Annotated in this window: 18 protein-coding genes; 6 read left to right on the forward strand and 12 right to left on the reverse strand. The window is 70.5% G+C overall.

The features are described 5' to 3' along the window. The 3 genes from KME77_RS26235 to KME77_RS26245 form a co-directional block, all read right to left on the reverse strand. Positions 1-327 (reverse strand): enoyl-CoA hydratase/isomerase family protein (locus tag KME77_RS26235; RefSeq protein WP_219471614.1); only part of this gene is annotated, 327 nt, incomplete at its 3' end. Positions 328-370: 43 nt separating this feature from the next. Then, the gene (locus tag KME77_RS26240; protein WP_246610767.1) at positions 371-1,864 is read right to left on the reverse strand and encodes an AMP-binding protein; all 1,494 of its coding nucleotides are present in this window, start codon (positions 1,862-1,864) and stop codon (positions 371-373) included. After that, positions 1,830-2,525 (reverse strand): TetR/AcrR family transcriptional regulator, encoded by a 696-nt coding sequence (locus KME77_RS26245; RefSeq protein ID WP_219471615.1) that lies wholly within the window; start codon positions 2,523-2,525, stop codon positions 1,830-1,832. The genes KME77_RS26240 and KME77_RS26245 overlap by 35 nt, the downstream gene beginning before the upstream one ends. 106 nt (positions 2,526-2,631) lie before the next feature. Here KME77_RS26245 and KME77_RS26250 point away from each other — a divergent pair, with 106 nt between their 5' ends. Genes KME77_RS26250 through KME77_RS26260 form a run of 3 tightly spaced genes read left to right on the forward strand, consistent with a single transcriptional unit; the run spans position 2,632 to position 4,878 of the window. Then, on the forward strand, positions 2,632-3,450 hold the full coding sequence (locus tag KME77_RS26250; RefSeq protein WP_219471616.1) for a MerR family transcriptional regulator: 819 nt from the start codon (positions 2,632-2,634) through the stop codon (positions 3,448-3,450). Next, positions 3,450-4,412 carry an RNA polymerase subunit sigma-70 gene (locus tag KME77_RS26255; protein WP_219471617.1) on the forward strand — a complete coding sequence of 321 codons (963 nt, stop codon included), beginning with the start codon at positions 3,450-3,452 and terminating at the stop codon, positions 4,410-4,412. Before KME77_RS26250 ends, KME77_RS26255 begins: the two co-directional genes overlap by 1 nt. Next, on the forward strand, positions 4,396-4,878 hold the full coding sequence (locus KME77_RS26260; protein ID WP_219471618.1) for a GyrI-like domain-containing protein: 483 nt from the start codon (positions 4,396-4,398) through the stop codon (positions 4,876-4,878). The genes KME77_RS26255 and KME77_RS26260 overlap by 17 nt, the downstream gene beginning before the upstream one ends. Before the next feature lie 9 nt (positions 4,879-4,887). On the opposite strand, the gene KME77_RS26265 is transcribed toward KME77_RS26260, so the two are convergent. From KME77_RS26265 to KME77_RS26280, 4 genes are all read right to left on the reverse strand, one after another. After that, positions 4,888-6,516, reverse strand: coding sequence for a phospho-sugar mutase (locus KME77_RS26265; protein WP_219471619.1), 1,629 nt, complete (start codon positions 6,514-6,516; stop codon positions 4,888-4,890). 65 nt (positions 6,517-6,581) lie between these two features. Further along, complete coding sequence (locus KME77_RS26270) at positions 6,582-7,385, reverse strand: purine-nucleoside phosphorylase (protein WP_219471620.1); 804 nt, start codon at positions 7,383-7,385, stop codon at positions 6,582-6,584. A gap of 2 nt (positions 7,386-7,387) precedes the next feature. Then, complete coding sequence (locus KME77_RS26275) at positions 7,388-8,692, reverse strand: M20/M25/M40 family metallo-hydrolase (RefSeq protein ID WP_219471621.1); 1,305 nt, start codon at positions 8,690-8,692, stop codon at positions 7,388-7,390. Further along, a complete protein-coding gene (locus KME77_RS26280; protein WP_219471622.1) occupies positions 8,689-9,669 on the reverse strand; it encodes an Lrp/AsnC family transcriptional regulator in 981 nt (326 codons plus the stop codon). Before KME77_RS26280 ends, KME77_RS26275 begins: the two co-directional genes overlap by 4 nt. Before the next feature lie 110 nt (positions 9,670-9,779). On the opposite strand from KME77_RS26280, the gene KME77_RS26285 reads away from it, so the two are divergent. Continuing rightward, positions 9,780-11,084 (forward strand): MFS transporter, encoded by a 1,305-nt coding sequence (locus KME77_RS26285; protein WP_308250907.1) that lies wholly within the window; start codon positions 9,780-9,782, stop codon positions 11,082-11,084. A gap of 89 nt (positions 11,085-11,173) precedes the next feature. Further along, positions 11,174-11,914, forward strand: coding sequence for a helix-turn-helix transcriptional regulator (locus KME77_RS26290; RefSeq protein WP_219471623.1), 741 nt, complete (start codon positions 11,174-11,176; stop codon positions 11,912-11,914). Positions 11,915-11,917: 3 nt separating this feature from the next. Here the strand turns inward: KME77_RS26290 and KME77_RS26295 are convergent, their stop codons facing one another. The 3 genes from KME77_RS26295 to KME77_RS26305 all read right to left on the reverse strand — a co-directional run bounded on the left by KME77_RS26295 (position 11,918) and on the right by KME77_RS26305 (position 16,889). Beyond that, a complete protein-coding gene (locus tag KME77_RS26295) occupies positions 11,918-12,820 on the reverse strand; it encodes a hypothetical protein (protein WP_219471624.1) in 903 nt (300 codons plus the stop codon). 20 nt (positions 12,821-12,840) lie between these two features. Continuing rightward, positions 12,841-16,281: a serine/threonine-protein kinase gene (locus tag KME77_RS26300; protein WP_219471625.1), complete on the reverse strand. Its 3,441-nt coding sequence runs from the start codon at positions 16,279-16,281 to the stop codon at positions 12,841-12,843. Between the two features lie 155 nt (positions 16,282-16,436). After that, positions 16,437-16,889, reverse strand: a complete 453-nt coding sequence (locus KME77_RS26305) for a gamma-glutamylcyclotransferase family protein (protein ID WP_219471626.1) — start codon at positions 16,887-16,889, stop codon at positions 16,437-16,439. 72 nt (positions 16,890-16,961) lie between these two features. Between KME77_RS26305 and KME77_RS26310 the strand changes: the two genes are divergently transcribed. Beyond that, positions 16,962-18,356: an NAD(P)H-quinone dehydrogenase gene (locus KME77_RS26310; protein WP_219471627.1), complete on the forward strand. Its 1,395-nt coding sequence runs from the start codon at positions 16,962-16,964 to the stop codon at positions 18,354-18,356. 80 nt (positions 18,357-18,436) lie between these two features. On the opposite strand, the gene KME77_RS26315 is transcribed toward KME77_RS26310, so the two are convergent. Together KME77_RS26315 and KME77_RS26320 are read right to left on the reverse strand one after the other, a co-directional pair. Further along, the gene (locus tag KME77_RS26315; RefSeq protein WP_246610771.1) at positions 18,437-19,816 is read right to left on the reverse strand and encodes a hypothetical protein; all 1,380 of its coding nucleotides are present in this window, start codon (positions 19,814-19,816) and stop codon (positions 18,437-18,439) included. Positions 19,817-19,962: 146 nt separating this feature from the next. Further along, positions 19,963-20,260 (reverse strand): acyl-CoA carboxylase biotin carboxyl carrier protein subunit (locus KME77_RS26320; protein ID WP_308250908.1); only part of this gene is annotated, 298 nt, incomplete at its 5' end.

Below are 20,260 nucleotides of genomic sequence, written 5' to 3' on the forward strand. Positions count from 1 at the left end.
GGGGGCCCACTCGGCGCCGCCGCCGACGGCCAGGCCGTTGACGGCGGCGACCACCGGCACCTGTGTCTGGAGGACGGACCTGGTCAGGTCGTGGAAGAGCTCGACCTCGTCGAGCATGGAGTTGCCCATGGCCTGGGCGATGTCCTCGCCGGCGGAGAACGCCCTGCCCGTGCCGGTGACCACGATGCCTCTGGCCAGCTTGCCGTCGCCGTGGGCGCGCACCGCCGCGGCGAGGTCGCGGCGCATGTCGGGGGTGAGGGCGTTCAGTTTCTCGGGCCGTCGCATGGTGATCACTGCCACCTCGTCGCGTACGGTCACGTCGATCATGTGGTCTCCAGGGGAAGGTTCAGCACGAGGGCGGTGGTCGTGGTCACGGCGATGTCTCTCGGGGGATGGGGATGGCTCCGGCGCGCTGGTCGCGTACGGGCTGGAGCAGGTAGCGCTTCTCGATGCGGGCGGACGGCGTCAGCGAGAACCCGTCCACGAACTCCACGTACGCCGGGATCTTGAACCGCGCCAGCCGCGTGCGGGCGTGCTCGATCACGCTCATGGCGGTCTCGCGGTCGGCGGCGTGGCCGGGCCGGAGCTGGATGAACGCCTTCGGCAGCTCGCCGAACAGCTCGTCGGGGATGGGCACCAGGGCGACGGCCAGGACGGCGGGGTGCCGGCCGAGGACGTTCTCGACCTCGGCGCAGGAGATGTTCTCGCCGCCGCGCCGGACCATGTCCTTCAGCCGGCCGGCGTGGTGGATGTAGCCGGCGGCGTCGCGGAAGCCGAGGTCGCCGGTGTGGTACCAGCCGTCGCGGAACGCCTGGGCGGTGGCCTCGGGGTGGTTCCAGTAACCGTTCATCATCGGCTCGCCGCGCACCAGGATCTCGCCGTCGCCGGCGATCGTGACCTCCTTGCCCGGCGGGGGCAGGCCCATGGCGCCGGTGCCGACGGTGTCGGTGGCCTCGGGGGCGGCGAGGAGGTCGGGGCCGCTCTCGGTCGAGCCGTACAGCTCGCGCCACGGCGCGCCCCAGCGTTCCTCGAACACCGCGTGCAGGTCGGGCGCGATGCCCGAGCAGAGGACCAGCCGCATCCTGTTGCTCCGGTCGAGCGGGCTCGGCGGTTGTTTGTGCAGCAGCAGGGGCATGGTGCCCAGCACGTACGTGAGCGTCGCGCCGTGCTCGCGTACGGCGGGCCAGAAGCCGGAGGCCGAGAAGCGCGGCAGGACCACCAGCGGGACGCCGCCGACCAGGCAGAACAGGGTGGCCCATTGGGGGTCCATGTACGAGAACGTCTGGGCGATGAGCATGACGTCGTCCTCGCGGAGGCGTACGAGGTCCGCCATGATCTGGGCGGTTCTGAGCCAGTAGGCGTGGGTGAGCATGCACGCCTTCGGAAAACCGGTAGTCCCCGACGTGTACTGAAAATTCGCGACATCGTCCGCGCTGGGAGAAATGCCGGAGAAAGGGGTGTCGGCCAGAGCGTCCAGGGTCCACACCGGCCCCGGGATGTGCGGCGCGTGCTCGGCCGTGCTGATGGTGGCCACCGCCCCCGAGTCGCCCAGCACGTGCTCCAGGTCCGCGGCCCGGTAGCGCACGTTCACCGGCACCGTGACCGCCCCGGCCTTGAGGATCGCGAACCAGCTCAGCGGCCAGCCGGGGACGTTCTCCATCATGACGGCCACCCGGTCGCCGGGCCGCACTCCTTTGGCCACCAGCGCCCCGGCCAGCAGGTCGCTTCGCGCGTGCGCCTCCGCGAAGCTCAGGGAGGCGCCAGGGGAAGCGGAGGGGAAGCGGAGGAACTCGCGCTCACCGTACGTGCGGGCGGCGTGCGCGATCAGGTCAGGAACGGTACGGGGCGGAGAGGGGAAGGACATCCGGCGGCTCCCATGGATAGATGGGCAGCAGGGACAGATCTGGACGGGTGATCATCGGGACCGGCGCGCGGACCGCCGCCAGCCCGATCGCGACGAACTCCGCGCACACCTGGTCGAGCGAGGAGTCGCCGTCGTGCCGGTACCACTCGCTGGTGCCCGTGCACATGGACATCAGCGCGAGCCGGGTCAGCCGCTGGTCCGCGACGCGGAAGACGCCGCCGGCGACCCCGTCGGCCAGGGTGCGCCGCCACTGGTCCTCGTAGGCGTCGCGCAGCCCGATGATCTCGTCGTACGCGCTGGAGGCCGGGGTGAGCGAGCGCAGCTCCCCGTCCATCACCCGGGTGATCATCGGGTTGAGCGCGTGGATGGCGGTCAGTGAGCTGATCAGCAGCCCGAGCCGCTCGGCCGGCCCGCTGACCCCGGCGAGCACGCGGACGGTCGAGTCGATCAGGCCGCGGTGCGCCTCCCGCATGAGGTCGGCGAGCAGGGCTTCCTTGCTGGACACGTGGTGGTAGATGCCGGCGTTGGTCATGTTGACGGCCCGGGCCAGGTCCCGGACGCTCGTGGCCGCGTACCCCTGCCGGGCGAACAGCAGCACCGCCGCTGTCCTGATCCGCAGGCTCGCGTCGGCGTCGCGATCGGTGAGATAAGTCTCCAGCATGGCCACCTACCGAACGTTCGGTTGCGCACTCACAATAATCACAAACAGCACGAAAGCGCCATAGGTTGACCCTGACACCGTGTGAGGTCCTACACCTGGAGAGGTCATGTTCGGCATCGGAGACTTCGCCAGGCTCGGGCTCGTGTCCGTGCGCATGCTGCGCCACTACGACGCGATCGGGCTGCTGCGACCGGCCCACGTGGACCCGGTCACCGGCTACCGGTCCTACCAGGCCGCGCAACTGTCCAGGCTCAACCGCATCGTCGCGATCAAGGACCTCGGCTTCACCCTGGAGCAGGTCAGGGCGATCCTCGACGACAAGGTGAGCGCGGAGGAGCTGCACGGCATGGTCCGCCTGCGCCGCGCCCAGCTGGAGGCGCAGATCAGCGCCGACCTGGCCAGGCTGCGCGGCGTCGAGGCGAGGCTCCGCTCCATCGAGACGGAGGGGCACATGAAGACGGACGAGGTCGTGCTCAAGGAGGTCCCGGCGGTCACGGTCGCCGAGATCAGCGCTCGCGCCGCCAGCTACGAAGGCGTGGACATCGGCCCGGTCATCAAGCCGCTGTTCGCCTCGCTGTGCGAACGGCTGGAGGCGGCGCAGGTGGCCATCCAGGGGCCCGGCATCGCGTACTACATCCCCGAGGACGACGGGACGGTCATGGTGCACGTCGCCTTCCCCGTGTCGGTCGGGCCACAGGACCGCTACGACTTCGAGGTGGTCGTGCTGCCGTCCATCAGGACGGCGGCGACGATCATCCACCACGGCGCGATGGACGACGTCGGGCCCACGTTCCAGACGCTGGCGCACTGGATCGACGAGAACGGCCTCCGCTCCCAGGGGCTGGCCAGGGAGCTGTCCCTGCACTGCCCCGATAATGTGGCGGAATGGGTGACGGAGCTCCAGATCGAGGTGACACCGGTCTGATGGATCCGGAACACTATCGGGCGGAGCTGACCGGCTACTGCTATCGCATGCTGGGCTCCGGCTTCGAGGCCGAGGACGCCGTGCAGGAGACCCTGGTCAAGGCCTGGCGCGGCGACCACGACCCGAGCCGGGCGCCGCTGCGCCCGTGGCTGTTCCAGATCGCCACCAACGTCTGCCTCGACATGCTCAAGGGCGCGCAGCGGCGGGCCAGGGCCATGGACATGGGGCCCGCCGCCGTCCCGGGCGGCGACCTCGGCGCGCCGCTGCCCGAGAGCGCCTGGGTGCTGCCCGTCCCCGACAGCCGCGTGCTGCCCGCCGACCCGGCCGAGGTCGCGGTCGTGCGGGAGACGGTACGGCTGGCGTTCGTGGCCGCGTTGCAGCACCTGCCGCCTCGGCAGCGGGCCGTGCTCATCCTGCGCGACGTGCTGCGCTGGAGCGCCGCCGAGGTGGCCGAGCTGCTGGAGGGCAGCGTCGCCTCGGTCAACAGCGCGTTGCAGCGCGCCAGGGCGGCCCTCCCCGCCGCCGCTCAGCCACAACCTGACGAGGTGGACGAGGCGCTGCTCGAACGCTACGTGGACGCCTTCGAGCGGTACGACGTGGACGGGCTCGTCGCCCTGCTGCACGAGGACGCCACGTCCTCGATGCCGCCGTTCGTGTGGTGGCTGAGCGGCCGAGACGCCATCGAGGCGACCCTGCGCGGGGCGGCCATGGCCGGGGAGGTGTACTGCCAGGGCTCGCGCCTGGTGCGGGCGGGGACGGTCGGCGGGTGCCCGGCGTTCGGCCAGTACCTCAGGGGCGAGGCGTTCGCGCTGGTGGTCGTCGAGGTGCGCGGCGGCCGGATCACGGGGGACACCACCTATCTGGAGCCGCGGCTGTTCCCTCTTTTCGGGCTGCCGATGAGTTTCGGCGCGCCGGCTCGTACAGGTAGTGAAGGAGGGCAGAACAATGCCGAACATCATTGAGCATCCGGAACGCCCCTACATCGGGATCCGCAGGATCATCACCATGACCACGTTCGCGGTGATAGCCGACCGCATCGGGGAGATGGTCGGGTGGGTGCACGCGTACGGCGGGGAGGTGGCGGGCGGGCCGTTCTTCCGGTACCGGTCCATCGACATGCCGGACCGGCTGGACGTCGAGGCGGGAGTGCCGGTCACCGCCCCGATGGAGGGCGAGGGCGACATCTTCGCCGCCACCCTGCCCGCGGGGACGTACGCGACGGTACGCCACCACGGTCACCCCGACGGGCTGATGGAGGTGGTCACGAACCTGCTGGCCTGGGGCGACGACCAAGGGCTCAAGTGGGACATGAGCCGTGAAGGCGACACCGAGCACTGGGGCTGCCGCCTGGAGATCTACCGGACGGACCCGCGCGTCGAGCCCGACATGAACAACTGGGACACCGACCTGGAGTTCAGGCTCGCCTGAAGGCCCCGCTCAAAGCCCCAGCACGGCGCCGACGTCGGACTTCAGCGCCGCCAGCTCCCCGGCGGCCCGGGCTCTGGCGTCGGCCACCTCCCCGGTCACCGGCACGACGACCTCCAGGTAGCACTTGAGCTTGGGCTCGGTCCCCGACGGCCGCACCACCACCCGGGCGTCGCCCGACAGCGTGTAGCGCAGCCCGTCGGTGGGCGGCAGCCCGCCCTCGCCCAGGCTCAGGTCGTCGGCCCGCTCGACCGTACGGCCGCCCAGGGAGACCGGAGGGGCGGCGCGCAGCCGGGCCATGGCGTCGGAGATCAGCGACAGGTCCTCGACCCGGACCGACAGCTGCGTGGTGGCGTGCAGCCCGTAGCGGACGGCCTGGTCGTCGAGCAGGTCGAGCAGGCCGCGCCCGTCGCGCTTGGCGGCGGCGGCGATGCCGGCCACGGTCAGCGCGGCGCCGATGCCGTCCTTGTCGTTGACCGGCGGCCCGGCGTCGGAGCCGACGCTGTAGCCGATCGCCTCCTCGTAGCCGAAGACCAGGCCGGGGGCGGCCCGCATGATCCACTTGAAGCCGGTCAGCGTCTCGCCGTAGCGGACGCCGTGAGCGGCGGCGATCTTGCCGAGCAGCGTCGAGGAGACGATCGTGGTGGCCACCATGCGGTCGCCGGACGTGTGCGTGATCACGTGCTCGCCGAGCAGCCCGCCCACCTCGTCGCCGGTCAGCATCCGCCACGAGCCGTCGCCCAGCGGCACGGCCACGGCGCAGCGGTCGGCGTCGGGGTCGTTGGCCAGCACGATGTCGGCGCTCATCTTCCTGGCCAGCTCGACGGCCAGGTCGATGGCGCCGGGCTCCTCCGGGTTGGGGAAGGCCACCGTCGGGAACGACGGGTCGGGGTTGCGCTGCTCCTCCACGGCCATCGGGCTCTCGAACCCGGCGGCCAGGAACGCGCCGGTCAGCGTCGCCCCGCCCACCCCGTGCAGCGGCGTGTACGCCACCCGCAGCTCACGCGCGTCGCCGAGCGGCAGCGCCGTCACCGCGTCGATGTAGTCGTCGACGATGTCGTCACCCAGCTCGGTCAGCGTGCCGGGGCCGTCGAGCGGCAGCTCGTCGACGCGGCCCACGGCCTCGATGGCGGCCGAGATCTGACCGTCGATCGGCGGCACGATCTGCGAGCCGTCGCCCCAGTAGACCTTGTAGCCGTTGTCGCGGGGCGGGTTGTGGCTGGCCGTGACCGTCACCCCGGCGTCCGCGCCGAGATGGCGTACGGCGAAGGCCAGCACGGGGGTCGGCAGCGGGCAGGGCAGCAGCGAGGCGTGCAGGCCCGCGCCGGTCAGCACGGCGGCGGTGTCACGGGCGAACACGTCGGACTTGTAGCGGGCGTCGTAGCCGATCACCACGTGCCTGCCCGCGCCGAGGACCTGGGCCAGGCCCGCGGCGGCGCGCATGACGGTCACCCGGTTCATCCGGTTGGGGCCGGCGCCCAGCTCGCCGCGGAGCCCGGCGGTGCCGAACTCCAGCTTGGCGCCGAACCGCTCGCGCAGCTCGGCCTCGTCGCCCGACTCGATCAGCTCCGACAGCTCGGCGCGCGTCTCCGGGTCGGGGTCCTGCGCCAGCCAGAGCCGAGCCTCCTTGACGAGACTCACGGCGGGTCCACGATCCTGGCTCGCAGCCGGTTCGTCCGGGTTCACGGCAGGTCCACGATCCTGGTTCACAGCCGGTCCACGATCTTGGCGAGCAGGGTACCCATCCTGGCCGCCGTCGCCCGGCCGACCTGCAGCACCTCTTCGTGGTCGAGCGGCTCGCCGGCCAGCCCGGCGGCCGGGTTGGTGACCAGCGAGACGCCCAGCACCTCCAGCCCGGCCTCGCGGGCCGCGATGGCCTCCAGCACGGTGGACATGCCGATCAGGTCGCCGCCCAGCGTGCGCAGCATGCGGATCTCGGCCGGCGTCTCGTAGGTCGGGCCGCGGAAGGCCACGTACACGCCCTCGGCGATCGACGGGTCCACCTCGCGCACCAGCTCGCGCAGCCGCCGCGAGTAGACCTCGGTGAGGTCGATGAACGTGGTGCCGGTGATCGGGTTGGTGCCGGTCATGTTGATGTGGTCGCTGATCAGCACCGGGTCGCCGACCTGCTGCGTCTCCGGGCGCAGGCCGCCGGCCGCGTTGGTCAGCACGATCGTGCCGACGCCGGCGGCGGCCGCGGTGCGCACGCCGTGGACCACCGAGTCGACGCCGCGGCCCTCGTACAGGTGGCTGCGGCCGAGGAAGACGAGCGCGTGCCGCCCGCCGGGCGTGCGGATGACGCGGATCTTGCCGCCGTGCCCGGCCACGGCCGGGGCGGAGAACCCGGGCAGCTCGGTGAACGGGATCTCCGCGACCGCCTCGCCGATCGCGTCGGCGGCCGGCACCCAGCCGGACCCCATGACGAGGGCCACATCGAAGGTGTCGAGGCCGCTCGCGCTCTTCAGCGCCTTCGCGGCCTCTTCGGCCAGGGTGTACGCGTCTCTGCTCACGCTCAATAGTTTAGGAGGAGCCTGTCCAGCACCCGCACCCCGAACTGCAGCGCCTCGACCGGCACCCGCTCGTCCACCCCGTGGAACATCGAGGCGAAGTCCATGTCCCCGGGCAGCCGCAGCGGCACGAACCCGAACCCGCGCACCCCCAGGTCGGCGAAGAACGTCTTGTTGTCGGTGCCGCCCGACATGCAGTACGGCACCGCTCGCGCGGTCGGGTCCTCGGCCTTGAGCGCCGCGATCATCGACTCGACCAGGTCGCCGTCGAAGCTCGTCTCCAGCGCGATGTCGTGGTGCACGAACTCCCGCCGGACCTTCGGGCCGAGCAGCGAGTCGACCGTCTTGAAGAACTCCTCCTCGTGGCCGGGCAGGAAGCGGCCGTCGACCACGGCGGTGGCCTGGCCGGGGATGACGTTCGCCTTGTAGCCGGCGTCGAGCTGCGTCGGGTTGGCGGTGTGGCTGAGCGTCGCGCCGACGAACCGGACGAGCGGCCCGATCCTGTCCAGGATCGGGGCGGGGTCCGTCTCGTCGAACGGGATGCCGAACGCGTCGGCGACCTCGGTGAGGAACGTCCGGACCGTCGGCGTGAGCGTGATCGGCCACTCGTGCGCCCCGATCCTGGCCACGGCCTTGGCCACCTCGGTGACCGCGTTGTCCGGGCTGAGCATCGAGCCGTGCCCGGCGGTGCCGTCGGCGATGAGCTTCATCCAGCTCAGGCCCTTCTGCGCGGTCTCGATCAGGTAGAGCCGCAGCGACGGGTCCACCTCCAGCGAGTAGCCGCCGACCTCGCTGATCGCCTCGGTGACGCCCTCGAACAGCTCCGGGTGGTGGGCGGTCAGGTGCTTGGCGCCGTACACGCCGCCCGCCTCCTCGTCGGCCAGCCAGGCGAAGACGAGGTCGCGGCGCGGCCGGCGGCCCTCGCGGGTCATGTCGCGCAGCACGGCCAGCATCATCGCGTCCATGTCCTTCATGTCCACGGCGCCGCGGCCCCAGATGTAGCCGTCGCGCACCTCGCCCGCGAACGGGTCCACCGACCAGTCGGCGGCGTTGGCCGGCACGACGTCGAGGTGGCCGTGCACCAGCAGCGCGGGAAGCGACGGGTCGCTGCCCTCGACGCGGGTGACGACGTTGCCGCGGCCCGGCTCGCTCTCGACGTAGGTGGCCTCGATGCCGACCTCGTCCAGCCTGGCCATGACGGCCTCGGCGGCGGCCCGCTCGCGGGGGCCCGAGCCGTCCCCGTAGTTGCTGCTGTCGATGCGGATCAGCTCGACGCAGAGGTCGGCGACTTCGTTCTCGGCGGGCGTCATGGTGTTCTCTCCAGGGTGAGCAGTCCGGACTTGTGAAGGTGGCCGCGCTTGTAGGCGCGGGTGATGAGGGTGACGTCCATGTCAATGACGTCGTCGAGCGGGCCGACCACGCCGGTCAGGAAACGGTAGAGGGCGGCCTCGTGCGCCACCGTCACCTGGACGACCACGGAATGGGTGCCCGAGGTGGCGGCGCAGTAACGCACGCCGGGGTGCGCGGCCAGCCCGTGGCCGACCCGGTCGAGGCCGCGCGGGCGGACCTTGAGCCAGAGGACGGCCTCCGTCTCCAGGCCGAGCAGCGCGGGCTCCACCTCGGCCCTGGGCAGCAGCAGCCGCCGTTCGAACAGGGAGGTCACGCGTCTGCGCGCGGTCGGCACCGAGACGTCGAGCCGCTCGGCGATCGTGGTGAAGGCGATCCTGCCGTCGGCGGCCAGCAGCTCGGCGACGTCCTGCTCCAGAGGTGACAGGCCGTCGTGGTCGGGCAGGGGCTCGGCGGGCGCGTCCGGGCGTAACCGGGCCGCCTCCTGCTCGCTGAGGTAGGGCGCGTGCCACTCGGCCACGGTCCTGAACGTGTGGAGGACGACCTGCGTCTGCGTCTGCAGGACCCCGTCGATCTCGCTGACCTGCGTGGAGAGGATGTCGTGCAGCTCCTCGCGAGAGCGTGCCACCAGCTCGCAGCCCAGGTCGGCCGCGCCGGTCAGGGCGTAGACCGAGCGCGTGTCCGGCCGGTCGGCCAGCGCCTTGGCGACCTGCACGGCCGTCCCCGGGCGCACCTGTACGTGCAGGTGGACCGGACGCCCGTGACCCGTGCGCAGGTCGTCGTAGATGGCGGTGACGCGCACCACGCCGTCGGCGATCAGGCGTTGCAGCCGTCGCGCGACCGTGCGCTCGTGCTCGCCCACGACCCGCCCGATCTCGCCCCACGAGGCGCGGGGGCTGACCTGAAGGGCGGCGACCAGTCGCCGGTCGAGAACATCCACAAGGGACCGTTTCTGTGTCGGATTCGTCAATATGAAGTCAGGGATTTGACTGTTTCGGTCGTCCAAATGCACAGTAAGGCATCTGCGCTCTTGCCAGCAAAGGAGCTCCCGTGGCGACACCTCCCCAAGCTCAATCGCCGATCGGCATCCCGAGGAGCCGCGTCCGCCAGCTGATGGCGGCCAGCATCGGCAACGTCGTCGAGTGGTTCGACTGGTACACCTACAGCTTCCTGACCGTCTACTTCGCCGACCAGATTTTTCCCAAGGCGGGCGACAACAGCCTGGTGCCGGTGCTGAGCGCGTTCGCCGTGTTCGCGGTCGGCTTCTTCATGCGGCCGCTCGGCGGGCTGCTGGTGGGCGCCTTCGCCGACAGGTACGGGCGCAAGGCCGCCATGACGTTCACGATCATCCTGATGGGCGGCGGCTCACTGCTGCTGGCCGTCACGCCGACGTACGCGTCCGTGGGGGTGCTCGCGCCGATCATCCTGACGCTGGCGCGGCTGATCCAGGGCCTGTCGGTCGGCGGTGAGTTCGCCGCCGCCACCACGTTCCTGGTCGAGTCCGCCCCTCCCGGGCGTCGCGGACTCTTCTCCAGTTTCCAGTACGTCTCCACCACCATCGGGCAGCTCCTCGCCTCCGGCCTGGCCGCGCTCCTGGCCGCCGGCCTCTCCGAGGCCGACATGGGCTCGTACGGCTGGCGCGTCCCCTTCCTGGTCGGCGCGGTGATCAGCCTCGTCGGCCTGTGGATCCGCAGGGGCGCCGAGGAGACCAGCGCGGTGGTCGGCGAGATCCAGGAGGGCAGGACCGAGCGGCCGAAGCTGTTCGAGTTCCTGGTCCGCTACCCGGGCAAGGCCGCCCTCATCGTGGGCATCACCGTGGCGGGCACGGTCGCCTACTACACCTGGACGACCTTCCTGCCGACCTACGCGCAGCAGAACGTGAACTTCGACAAGGGCGAGTCGCTCACCGTCGGCACGATCTCGCTGGTCTTCTTCATGGTGCTGCAGCCGCTGCTCGGCATGCTGTCGGACCGGATCGGGCGCAAGCCCATGCTGATCGCCTTCGGCCTGGCGTTCACGATCCTGCCGGTGCCGCTGCTCGGCACGCTGACGAACTCCTTCACCAGCCTGCTGTTCATCCAGTGCCTCGGCATGGTCTTCCTGGGCTGCTTCACCTCGATCTCGGCGGCGGTCAACTCCGAGCTGTTCCCGACCCGGGTGCGGGCGGCCGGGGCGGGCTTCCCGTACTCGCTGACCGTCGCGATCTTCGGCGGCACCGCGCCGCTCATCGGCACGGCGCTGAAGGACGTCGGCAACGCCGGGCTCTTCCCGTGGTACATGTCGGTGCTGGCGCTGATCTCGACGCTGGTGTACGTCTTCGCGCTCAGGGAGACGAAGGACCAGCCGCTCAGCTAGCCTCTGTCGCTGGCTGGGCCCTAGAAATGATCTTGAGCTCGATCGATGCTGGCGACATGAGCGCTCTGGGCTGGCGCGACTATGAACGGATGTTGGACCTTGCGGGTGATCTGATCAGAAGCCGGGCACCCGAGCAGGCATGGCCGCTGGTGGTGGCGGAGCTCGCAGAGTCACTGCGCGGCAATATCAGCCTTCTCGCCGAGCTCGACTGGCGGGCGGGGGCCGGGCGCATGGTCACCGGGGTCCCCGACCTGCTTCACCGGGTGCCGATGGACTCGCTCATCACCGCGCACATGCACGTCCACCCGCTCATGCGCCTGTACGCGAGCGGTCACGAGCAGGTCGCGCTGACCCTGGACCAGGTCGCGGGCAAGGACTGGTACCGCAGCGCCGCCTTCCGCGCGGGGCGGGACGCGATCGGGATCACCCGCCAGCTGGCCGTTCCCCTGCGCGCGCCATCAGGCCACCTCCGCAGCCTGATCGTGGGCCGGGACGGGAGCGACTTCGGGGAACGGGATCAGGAGTACGCCCGTCGGCTGCAGCCGCTGCTGAACGCCCTGGACGCGCACCTGTACGAGCTGGGCCGCCATCAAGACACGCTTCCGCGCGAGCGCGGTGACCCCTCGGAGTTCGGGCTCACCCAGCGGGAGGTGGTGGTGCTGGGGTTGCTCGCCGAGGGGCTCACCGCGCACGCGATCGCGCGGCGGCTCGCGATCTCGCCCCGCACGGTCACCAAGCACCAGCAGAACCTGTACCGGAAATTGCGGACGAGAGACCGGCTGGCCACAGTGCTGGTCGCGCAGCGGCTCGGTCTGCTGGCGGTGGGGTGAGCATCACGGGCAGGGCCCGATCCAAGGGGCTTTGTGCAGGGCGCCGCCCGAAGTTATGTACCTAGCTTTCCAACAGTGCTTGCCGTTGTATGTCTGTGTTTTGGCGGTGTACTTACCGCCGATGACGTCCGTCGTGTATTTCTTGCCGTTCTTGTAGACGGGTATGGCTTTGTTCTGGGTGCCCGCTGGATGGTCGTAATAAAGAGTTAGATGTCCGCTTCCTCCTCCCGGAACGGTTCCTTCGTGCAGGTAGCTTCCGTTGACCTTCTTGGGGCATTTCAGGGTGAATACCGATCCTGCTCCCAGCACGCTCAGGAACAACGGGGCGCTCGTCATGCCGTCTGGCATGTGCAGCTCCGCGTAGATCTCGCAGCTCTGATCGGGATAGACGTCGATGTTGAACTTGCCGGTACGCCACGCGGTTTTGGTGATCTCCAGGTACTCGGGCTCGTCCATGTCCGGTGTGTGTACGGCGATCAGGACAGGGTGCCCGCCCAAAGGAGTGCCGGCCATGGTGAGAATGCCCTCGACCTGGACAGCTTTCCCCGCTACGACCTCTGGTGACGAGATGGCGAAGCGCTCGAACTCCACTTTCCCAGGTGGCGTGTTCCACCAGACGCGTACGGATTCCTCGATCTCCACATCGTCGACCGTGAGCCGCACCTCCCACCAGCCGGTCGGGTCCTTTCTCTGGAACCTGTGACTCGCCGTCCCGATGGTGCTCTCGCCTTTTTCCCAGGTCTTGAGTTCCAGAACGGTCGCCGTCTCCTCGTCGGGAGCGACGATCGTTCCCTCGATCGCCGCGCCCCGCCCCTCGACGATGACTTCGATCTCGACCGAGGGGGAGTCGTCGTCAAGGAACACGAGTTCCGGCAGGACAGTGACGAGGATGTCTCTTTCGGACATGGTGCTGATCCTTTCCGAATTCAGCAGACAGGCCGGTACACGGGTGTGCCGGCCACGAAGTCGTCCCATTCACGGGGCGACAGGGTGCCGCCCGCCCTTCGGCAGACGGCTTCGGCCACGGCCTTGGGGTCGATGGCCGTGGATCGGAGGACGCCGTCCGCGCCGAGGCTGACGATCGTGCGATTGTCCGGCGAGTACGCCAGCCCCAGCAGGCGCCCGGCGTGGGCGGGCAGCGGCAGGCCGAGCCGCTGCCCGTCGGCGAGGTTCCAGAGCCAGATCCGGCCCGAGTCACCGCCGGCCGCGAGCGTCTGGCCGTCCGGCGCGAAAGCCGCGATGGTGAACCGGTCGTCGTCGTCCTTGGCCGGCAGCGGTCTGACCACGTGCAGTTTCGTGGTGTCCCACACGTCCACGCCCGTCGTGGTCCAACCGGTGGCGAGGCGGCTGCCGTCCCGGTTGAAGGTCAACCCCTGGACGCCGTCGATGCCCTTGCCGAACGGGTGAGGCCGGTCCTTACGGCTGGTCAGGTTGATGATCGCGCTGTTGTCGAATCCATTGACCACCAGGAAGCGGCCGTCGGGGCTGAACGCCATCGCGTCGCTGCCCTCCTGGTCGAGGGTGTCGAGCTTGGCGCCCTGGCGAGGGTTCCAGAGTTCGACGTTCCGCCACACGTTGCGCATTGGGGTGACGGCCAGCGTGCCGTTGCGCGGATGGAAGGCCAGCGAGCCGATCTGATAGGCGTTCGGGATCTTGAATGGCTTGCGGACCGGCCGGCCGTCCGGCACGTTCCAGACCGCCACCCTGGCCGGGTACGGCATGCCGATGGCCAGCATCGTGCCGTCACGGTCGAAGGCGAACCTCAAGACGTCGTTTCCGGCGTACTTCGCCCGTCTGAGCAGGCGGTAGTCGGAGACTCGCCGCAGCTCCACGACGCCTCCTCCCTGCACGGCGGCGTAACGTCCGTCAGAGCTGAGCGCTCCGGCGACGGCGCCGGGAACCAGGGGTTCGTGACGGGTGAGGGGCCAGACGTTCAGCTGGATCACCCGTCCGTCCGGCAGCCGGAACACGATCTGCCCTGCCCCCTTGCCGATGCGCGGGCGGCCCGTCACGTCCTGTACCGGATGGCGCAGCAGTCGTACGCCGTCGGAGGAGCGCCACAGGGACAGGGCGGTTCTGTCGTACGTGACCACATGCCGTCCGTCCGTACTGAAGGTGATCGACGTGGCCCGCGCCCTGTACAGCCATACGTCCGCTTGGCGGCCTTTCGTGAGGTGCCGGAGGCGGACGTCCTCACCGTCGCTCACGGCCAAGACCTGCCCGCTACCGAAGGCGACGGCATGTCCGCGGCCGGAGGAGAGCCGTTCACGCGCGTCGCGCAACTCGTACCGTCCGCCGGTGGACAGCAGGGCGAACAGCCGCCCATCGGGTGAGACCTCTATGTCGGCCAGGTCCTCGTCGCGTGGGTCGAGCAGTGGAACGCGCGTGTCCGCCGGCCGCCAGATCTGCGAGCCATAGGACGGATGGCCGACGATCAGCAGGTCCCCACCCGCGGCGAACCTGAGCGAGATCGCGCCGTCACCGAAGGCGGGGCCGATCTGGCGTCCCAACCACAGGTCCCATAGCCGCACCGAACGGTCGTCGCCGACCGCCAGCCTGCTGCCGTCGGGGCTCAAGGCCATGACGTTCGCCTTCCCCTTGACGGGGACAGTGCGGACAGGCCCGCCCGAGCCGACATTCCAGAGCGTCAGGACTTCGTCAGCGAGCACGGCGAGTGTGCCGCCGTCGCCGCTGAGGTCGTAGTGCACGTCCCCGGTCCTTCGCGGCGGGGTGAAGACCCGGGACTCGCGCTGGGCGAGGGAGCTGTAGAGCGCGCCCACGGTCGCGGGCTCGCCGGGAGCCAGGCGCCAGGCTGCGACGCTCAGCAGCATGGCCTTGACCGGGTCGCTGGGCCGTAACTGGTCGGCGATCTCCATCGTCTTTCTGGCGGCGATCACGTCAAGCTGTCGGCTCTCCGAGTCGCGGAGGAGAAAGAGGAGACAGACCAGTCCGAGGGTGAGGGCGGTCAAGCCCGCGACGCCGGCTCGCAGTTGTCGCCGTCGCCGGGCCCGCCTCCGCTCGTGGATGGCCGAGGCGGACAGGAACGTGTGTTCCAGGTAGTTGACGGGCAGGCTGGGCTTGCCGCCGAGCCACAGCTGGGTCGTCCGCAGGGCGGCGCCGCGGTAGAGGTCCGCGGTGTTGCGTCCGCCCGCCTCCCACAGCCGGGCCGCCTCGCTGAGCATGCCGTGCAGGCGCAACCCCGGCCGGTCGGCGTCGATCCAGCCGCGTAACCTCGGCCAGGCGCGTACCAAAGCCGCGCTGGCCAGCCTCAGCGTGTCACCCTCACGGATCAGCAGGTCCTCGTGGCAGAAGCCGCCCAGAACCCGTTCGACCCGCTCAGAAGGGAGCGTGCCGTCCATGAGGTCGTGCGTGCGGGCGTGGCGCAGCGCGTTGTCGGCGCCGTCGCCGGGCAGGACCAGGCGCAGCAGGACGCCGGGGACAATCGATCTGTCCTCGGGGCTGAGACGCGCGTAGACGCCCTCGGCGACCTCACCCAGTGGCCGTTCGGCGAGAACCGGTGTCAGATCGTCGGGCCGTCGCATGGCCTGGGCGGCCCTGCTGCCCGCCGCCATCAGCAGCTGCGTCTCGTTCTTGCCGCCGACGAGGCTTTCCAGCAGCTCCCGCGCCGCCGGACGGCCGGCGGGATCCTCCGACATCGCGGCGCTCACCAGGTCACGCAGCCGCCCGCGCAGGGACGAGAAGTCCGGCCGTCTGGTCAGCACGAGGTTGTAGACGGCCGTCGGGTTGCCGGCCACGAAGGGAGGACGGCCCGTCGCGGCGAACAGCACGATCGCCCCCCAGGCCCACACGTCCGCCGCGCGTCCGGCCGGCTCACCGCGTACGCGTTCGGGCGACATGTACGCGGGCGTGCCGATGGGATAGGGACCATGGTCGGTCAGGGTCGCGCCGTCGACCCGGGCGATGCCGAAGTCGATCACCCGCGGACCGTCGGGGCCGAGGACGACGTTCTCGGGTTTCAGGTCGCGGTGGACGACGTCGGCCATGTGGATGGCGGTCAGCGCGGTGGCCGCGCCTATGGCGAGATTGTGCAGCTCGATAGGGCCGTAGGGACCCCGTTCCTGTACGGCTCTGCGCAGGCTGGGGCCGTCCACGTACTCGCTGACGATGTACGGGTGGGCGCCGTCCACGTCGGCGGCCAGCACCCTGGCGGTGCAGAACGCGGCCACCCGCCCGGCCGCGGCGACTTCCTTGGCCAGCCGCTCGCGGGCGTCGGGGCTCTCCACGTGGTCAGGCCTGAGCAGCTTGATCGCCGACCGCGCGCCTCTCTCGTCATAGGCCTCGTAGACCACGCCCTGCCCGCCGGCGCCGAGCTGACGGCCGAGCCAGTAGTCGCCGAACTGGCGCATGTCTCCTTGAGCGAATGGCGATCGCACCGTCTCGCCCCCGTCCCCTGCTCCCCGAATAAAGGGACGGTACGGGCGGCCCGGCGGGCCTGCCATGGGGAGGAATGCGTATTGACGCAGGAGCGGTGGTGAGGCCGGTGATCATCCGGCTGCCGGGGCTAGTCGCCGAGCGACTTGCAGGGGCGCCCTCGCAGCTCCTTGACGTAGTCGTCGGGGGCGCCCGCCCGCTCGGCGGCGTCGGCCAGGATGCCCAGGTAGCGGGCCGAGGGCAGGCCGCCCTCGTAGCCGTCGAGCACGTAGAACCAGGCCACCTGCTCGCCGTCGAGGGTCTGCACCCGCAGCCTCACCTTGTGGTAGAGGCCGCGGGCGGCGCCCTCCCACTGGTCGAGCGAGGAGGTGTCCCAGTCGGGCACGTCGTACAGGACGACGAACACGTGCTCGTCGGGATCCTCGACGATGGTGGAGAGCGCGCCCTCCCAGCCGATGTCCTCCCCGCCGAACGTCAGGCGCCAGCCCTGCAGCCAGCCCACACCCCGCATCGGGGAGTGAGGGGCGCGCATGGCCATCTGCTCGGGGTCCATGTTGCTGCCGTAGGCCGCGTAAACAGGCACAGCAGCTAAGACTAGCGCGGGACCGGCCGCCCCGTTCGCCGTCGGCTCGGGGCATGCGGGAGAATGGTACACGTGACGAGGATCGTGATCATCGGCGGCGGGCCAGGCGGCTACGAGTCGGCTCTGGTGGCGGCGCAGCTAGGCGCGCAGGTCACCATGGTCGAGCAGGACGGCCCGGGTGGCGCCTGCGTGCTGACCGACTGCGTGCCGTCCAAGACGCTCATCGCCACCTCCGTCCGTAAGCAGGCCCTGCTCGACGCGCCCTCGCTGGGCGTCTCCTACACCGGCGGGCTCGACGGCGACGTGGGCGTGGCCAGCGTCGACCTGCCGCTGGTGAACAAACGCGTCAAGGAGCTGGCCCAGGCCCAGTCCGCCGACATCGCCACCCGGGTCGCCGCCGAGGGCGTGGAGATCATTAAGGCCCGGGGGCGGCTGGTCGATCCGCAGGTCGTCCGGGCGGGCGACCGTACGATCAGGGCCGACGTGGTCCTCGTGGCCACCGGCGCGACGCCGCGCATCCTGCCCGGGGCCGAGCCCGACGGCGAGCGCATCCTCACCTGGCGCCAGCTCTACGACCTCGACGCGCTGCCCGAGCACCTGATCGTGGTCGGCTCGGGGGTGACCGGGGCCGAGTTCGCCGGCGCCTACCGGTCGCTCGGCGCGGAGGTCACGCTGGTCTCCAGCCGCGACCGCATGATGCCCAACGAGGACGCCGACGGCGCCGAGGTGCTGGAGGAGGTCTACCGGCGGCGCGGCATGAACGTCATGGGCCGCTCGCGCGCCTCCTCCGTCAAGCGCACCGCCGACGGGGTCGTGGTCACCCTGGAGGACGGCCGCACGGCCGAGGGCTCCCACGCGCTGATGACGGTCGGCATGGTGCCCAACACCGGCGGCATCGGCCTGGAGGAGGCCGGGGTCCAGCTCGACAAGGGCGGGTTCGTCAAGGTCGACAAGGTCTCGCGCACCTCCGCGCCCGGCGTCTACGCGGCCGGCGACTGCACCGGCGTGCTCATGCTCGCCTCGGTCGCCGCCATGCAGGGGCGCATCGCCGTCTGGCACGCGCTGGGCGAGGCCGTGCAGCCGCTGCGGCTGGCCACCGTCGCCTCCAACATCTTCACCGACCCCGAGATCGCGGCGGTCGGGGTGGCGCAGCGGGCCATCGAGGCGGGCGAGATCGAGGCGAACGTGGTCAAGCTGCCGCTGGCCACCAACGCCCGTGCCAAGATGCAGGGGTTCAACGACGGGTTCGTCAAGCTGTTCTGCCGCCCGCACACCGGGATCGTGCTGGGCGGGGTGGTCGTGGCGCCGCGGGCCTCGGAGCTGATCCTGGCGGTGTCGGTGGCGGTGCAGCAGCGGCTGACGGTGGACCAGCTCGCGCACACGTTCGCGGTCTACCCGTCGTTGTCGGGGTCCATCACCGAGGCGGCCCGCCGGCTGATGCAGCCCGAGGCGTCGATCGGCATCTAACGCCCCACCACAAAAGCCGGCACGACAAAAGTGGGCGCGCCCCCGAAGGGAGCGCGCCCGGTCGACCGTGCGGTGAGCGACTACCAGTCGCCGCCGCCGAAGTCTCCGCCGCCGAAGTCGCCTCCGCCGCCGAAGTCGCCCCAGCCGCCTCCACCGCCGCCGAAGTCGCCTCCGCCGCCCATGTCGCCGCCGCCGTCGGCGTAGCCCTCGGCGTAACCGGCGCCGTAACCGCCGTAGCCGAAGCCGCCGCCGAGCATGCTGCCCATCATGGTGCCGATGAACATGCCGGTCATGATGTCGCCGAAGCCGCCGTAGTAGCCGTAGGCGTAGGGCTGGTAAGCGGGCCCCGCGTCGTAGTAGGGCCGGCGCTGGCCGTCGACCATGACCTCACGCATCTGCGGGTCGAAGCCGCGCTCCACGGCCTCGGCGTCGGAGGCGCAGGCAGGCACGTCGCGGACCGCGCCACCGGGCGGGGCCCAGCGGACGTCGCGCACCGACGGGCCGTGCTGCGGGTTGAAGAAGCAGGGCGCGCGCCGCTCGGGGACCGGCTGGTCGTTGACCCTGGCCTTGACGACGGCCAGCGCGTAGCGGCCGTCCTCCAGGGTCTGGGTCACCTCGCGGACCTGGTCGGCCCGCGTGACGGCGGCGAGCTGCGTCTTGGCCTTCTCGTAGGAGTCGAGCGCCTGCTGCCACTCGGCGATGTGGCCGCCGCCCTCGCCGGCGAGCGTGACGTCGGTGTCGAGCGCGGTGATCTCCTCACCGAACTTGGTGACGTCCTCCTCGACGGTCTGCTTGACCGCGGCCAGGTCCTTGGCGTCCTGGATGGCCTGCTTCTTCTTCTTGTTCCTGGAGTAGAGGAAGTAGCCGCCACCGCCGACCACGACGACCGCGCCGAGGGCGATCAGCGCGCCGCTGCCGCCACCGCCGCCCACGGGGCCGGAGTCGAGAGCCGAGCGCTTGCCCTCGGCGGCGAGGTTGACGCGCTCCACGAAGTCGTTCATGCCGGACACGACGTTGTCATTGTTGCGCACCGCCAGCTTGGCCAACTGGTCGGTGAGGCCGGGCTTGCCGAAGTTGGACTCGGCGAACAGCGAGTTGCCGTCCAGCACGGCGACCGTGACGTTGCCGCCGCCCTTGGCGGCCACGGTGAGCTTGCCGAGGGAGTCGAGGTAGGGCTTGGCGGTCGAGCCCGTCAACGTGCCGTCGGGCAGCGCCGCGACGTAGACGTCACTCTTGGAGTCCTTCAACGTGTCGCGGATCTCCGACTGCTGATCGGAGGTCAGCGTCGAGCCGGACTGCACAAAGAGCGGGTCCTTCTTGTCCTTCCAATGGGACAAAACGCTCTGTGCGTCGGGGGGAGCCGCCGCCGCGTTGGCGGCAGGGGACAGCGCAAGGACGACGATTAGACCGGTGATCAGAGCCGCGATCGCGGCCCCTGCTCGGCGCAGCGTATGGGTCATTGGCAGCAAGCCTCCTTCGCCCATGAGGACGAACGGGCGGTCGGCAAAGTTCCTCACAGCGCACGCTACCCGTACGGAGTCGTTCAAGCGCGCGGCGTTGTCAAACGTGGTGTCGCGACCGGAAGACTGCCAGCTTTCCCACAGCTTCAGGCGTCCTTGATCTCGCAGATCGTGGCGCCGGAGGTGACGGTCTGGCCGACCGCCGCGCTCAGCCCCGTGACGACGCCCGCCTTGTGCGCGGTGAGCGGCTGTTCCATCTTCATGGCCTCCAGCACGACGACCGCGTCGCCCTCGGCCACCGTGTCGCCGTCGGCGGCCACGACCTTGACGATCGTCCCCTGCATGGGGCTGACCAGCGCGTCGCCGCCCGCCGCCGCCTTCGCGCCGCCGCCCGCCCGCTTGGCCGGCTTGCGGCCGCCGGCGGCCGGGGCGGGGGCGGCCGGG

The organism is Nonomuraea rhizosphaerae (genome assembly GCF_019396405.1).
Taxonomy (GTDB): Bacteria; Actinomycetota; Actinomycetes; order Streptosporangiales; family Streptosporangiaceae; genus Nonomuraea; species Nonomuraea rhizosphaerae.